This is a genomic window from Paenibacillus sp. 01T442, assembly GCF_056398345.1.
In genome coordinates, this window is the sequence record NZ_JBFTPF010000165.1 from 1 (window position 1) to 3,694 (window position 3,694).

The 3,694-nt window shown below is 42.7% G+C and carries 3 protein-coding genes; 2 read left to right on the forward strand and 1 reads right to left on the reverse strand.

Translation table 11 applies throughout. The annotated features are described in order from the left end of the window. On the forward strand, positions 1-515 hold a 515-nt coding region (locus AC1DLM_RS34945), incomplete at its 5' end, for an AAA family ATPase (protein WP_477572571.1). A gap of 383 nt (positions 516-898) precedes the next feature. Further along, positions 899-1,507: a class I SAM-dependent methyltransferase gene (locus tag AC1DLM_RS34950; protein WP_477572573.1), complete on the forward strand. Its 609-nt coding sequence runs from the start codon at positions 899-901 to the stop codon at positions 1,505-1,507. An 852-nt stretch (positions 1,508-2,359) separates the two neighbouring features. Here the strand turns inward: AC1DLM_RS34950 and AC1DLM_RS34955 are convergent. Then, positions 2,360-3,637 (reverse strand): IS110 family RNA-guided transposase, encoded by a 1,278-nt coding sequence (locus tag AC1DLM_RS34955; protein ID WP_477572572.1) that lies wholly within the window; start codon positions 3,635-3,637, stop codon positions 2,360-2,362. Between the last annotated feature and the right edge of the window lie 57 nt (positions 3,638-3,694).

Here is a 3,694-nt window from a genome sequence, read left to right on the forward strand (position 1 = left end):
ATGTATCACCGATATTAGGGAGCCAAATAGGAATGAAAAAAATCCTCATTATTGGAATTGTAGCTAGTGGTAAGACGACATTGGCAAAACGCTTATCAAAGAAAATTAATGTACCTTGGTATGAACTCGATTCCATTGTTCATCATCAAACGTCAATGGGGCGGTATAAGCGTACAGCAGAAGAGCAAATTGATGTTTTAATGGAAATTGATAAAAACGGAACATGGATATTTGAAGGAACTGATAGAGAATCCTATCAATGTTTATATCAAATGGCAGATACAATCATAATTCTTGATACTCCATTGTGGAAGCGTAGAATAAGAATTCTAACTCGATTCCTTAAGCAAAAACTCGGAATTGAAAAGTGTCATTATAAACCAGATTTTTTGATGTTAAAGATGATGTATAAATGGACACGGGATTTTGAACAAAATAGAAGCAGTTTTGAAACCAAGTTAAAACTATACAATGATAAGCTGATCAAATTAAGTAATGACCTGAACTTTCCCTAATCTGACAAAAGATTACGCTAACAGAAAACGATAGTACCATGACGAGCAGGCTGCCGGCATCATCGGCAGCCTGCTCAACTATCGGGCAGAAAGAGCCAATCGGGCCAACAATGGATGAAAGAACCCTCGCAATGATACTGCCTTATTGTCCCGGATGTTTAAAATTCTTTTATGAAATTATAAGTAAATCAATTTCATGAGATACTCGCGTTAAGAAAATATACAAATAATGGGGAACAAAGGGCTGCTCATCTAGAGCGGCCCTTTGTCTATAAATTTCCAGCTGCGAGAATTGATGGTATAATTACTAAGGATATTGGGATTATTTCGATTCAGGATAACGTCTCTTATGTTGATATTTTGAAGGTAAACAGGTGAAGCATATGGATCTAAAAGAGCAGTTTGGCGATATTGATATTTATTTATTTGATCAGCTATTAAAAGGTCGTATTACGCCGGGAATGCGAATTCTCGATGCCGGATGCGGCTCTGGTCGCAATCTTATCTATTTGCTGCGTAACGGGTATGAAGTGTATGCAGTGGATCTATCTGAGGAAGCGATTGGCGCTGTTCAGAGGCTTGCCATGAAGCTAGCACCTGACTGGTCGAACGAGCGCACTCGAGTTGAAGCTGTTGAGAAGATGAGCTTTGATGATCACTATTTTGATTTTATTATTAGTAACGCCGCTCTGCATTTTGCTGAGAATGAGGCCCATTTTCAGCAAATAGTGCATGAATTATGGCGTGTACTTAAGCCTGGCGGGCTGATGTTTGTACGAATTGCATCATCAATCGGAATTGAAACGAAGGTAAAGCCACTCGGGGATGAACGTTATAAACTTCCAGACGGGAGCATTCGTTTTCTTGTGGATGAGGAAAGATTACAGAAAACTACGGAAGAGTTGAAAGGGATACTATTTGAGCCTATTAAAACGGTCAATGTAGCCGGGCAGCGTTGTATGAGTACTTGGTGCGTGAGAAAGTCGATGTAAAAAGAAGGAGGGGGGGGGCATGACAAGGGGATTATAAGGCAGCCTTCGAGRTTATGGACGCATTTTTTGAAATAGAGGAAGAAGCAGAAATATGTAAATATTTCCTTAATAGGAAAGGCCTTAGAAAGGACGTTAGGTATCATTATTTCCCTCGGTCTCCTTGTGAACCTCCTCGCCTTCTTGCCAAATATCTATTCGTCGGCCTCCATTCGTTTTCTTATCAAATCTATCAATTATTGCAAAACGAAACTGTCGGGTGACAAGAACATTATCGCATTAATATCCGCGTAATTCGTGGCTTTTTTATTTTAGGGGATCAAGTTCTTGTCAGAAACCAATGACAAGAACTTGATCTCATTCCCGACGGATACCCGAACGAATTCATTTTGTGTAAGAGTACTATAGCCTTAATACGACGCAATGCAGTAGATGGAGAGATCGGCAGACGATTAAGCTCCCTCATAGAATAAGGATTTTCTCACGAATGCTCGCTCATTCGCAGGATTTCAAGATGCATGGTAAATAGGAGTTCAGTTGTTTGGGTCTTGTGGGGCAGGTAGTTCCGTTAGAGCGCATGYGGGAACAGAAGGTGCTGAACTTMTTTACAACATCTTCCATAAAAATGGTATGCTGCACGCTTCTCTCCACAAGGYCCTTGGGGATTCACTCTCCCAAATCTCGACGGGTCTTTGCCCTCACATTCCTTCGTCCTATCTATYCAAGGTGTGGAGTCCGATCAACGTTAACGGAACGGGTCTATGCCCTAAAGCKTAAAAATCTCGGTACTCCGTGCTTTCTTTGTGARATCCTGCGAATRAGCCAATTTACGTGTCAGGGGTTACGATWTACTTTTTATGCTGCTAACGGYAGTTGTGCTTTWTCTATGGAGAATGTTTGTCCTTCTTTTGCCATGGCTACAAGCATCCGGGCCAGTTTCCCAATCAGCTTCATCATGGACTGCATTTTCGTCATTCTTTTCACTTCGGTATTGTGCGCATGCATRGCTTGGAACGCTTCATTRAAAGATAACWGGTGAAACACAGTGAAGTAGAGATGTTTRCGCAGTAGTGARTTGCCTCGCTTGGTGAGCTTAATTTGCCCCTTATATTTGCCAGAACTTCGTTCTGCTAAGTTCAATCCTGCCTTGCGTAGTAATTGATTTCCGTGAGAMAGCYTACGYAAGTCCCCGCCAAAWGCCAATATGGCAGCCGTTGCTGGAACGGARGTACCGACAGAGCGAACGAGATCAGAACAAGGAATTTMAGGCAGTATCTTTTCAATCATCTCGTCCACTTCGTCAATAATTCGGCAGATCCTATCATACTCTTMGATGAGGTGSCTTAGCTCCCATTTGTCTTCTTCAAGGGCAGTAGTGTCTCCCACGCTATGTCTAGCGAKCGATTGAAGTTCSAAGGCCTTGTTCTTGCCTCGCACTCCGCCTGGTCTGGCCATATACTCACCCCARATCTGTACCATTTGCTCCGGAGTTAGCTGCAATAGGTCAGAAGGGGCTGGAAASCGGCGCAAAGTGGCTAACGAGCGATCGCTAAAAATATCATCAAATGCTTGTCTGTATTCTGGAAACCGGATATCAWGCCAGCGGTGGATTCTATTCTTAGTCCTTCCTRATTTAACMACCCAGTRCTCTCTGTTTGTAACCATAACCCGTRTAGGGCGGRATGCTTCATCCTTTGGAGAGAAGGGCGTGTAGAACCCACGGCTSACCGCATCGGCGATGACCAGAGCATCTTTTGGGTCGYTYTTGGAAGGTGAGTTATCTCTGTTTTCCTTATTGCGKTTTGTTGTSATTGGATTGACAAGAGCCACATCAAYGCCCTGATCYACCAACCAGTTGGCAATATTGAACCAGTAGTGACCGGTGCTCTCCATTCCCACAATGATGTCATTCATGCCGTGCATCTTCTGTAATTTCCGAATGCTTTGTTCTAAATGCTCATATCCRGCAAGGTCATTCGAAAATAGAATAGKGCGYTTGGTGAGGACAACACCTCGAAAATTAATGGCTTGTGCTGCGTGTTTCTCCTTGGCAATRTCGATGCCTATGACCAGAGTAGTAGTGCTGATTCGTTCTACACGTTGATTTTGAGACTTAATTGGATTAGACTTCATGATAACGCCTCCTAAGGTGAGTTCTGAGGGCTGGAACCCAGTACATACTCATCGTAG

What these genes read in the sequence shown, in the direction of transcription:
- AC1DLM_RS34950 (WP_477572573.1), top strand. Translation starts at nt 899, where the DNA reads ATGGATCTAAAAGAGCAGTTTGGCGATATTGATATTTATTTATTTGAT.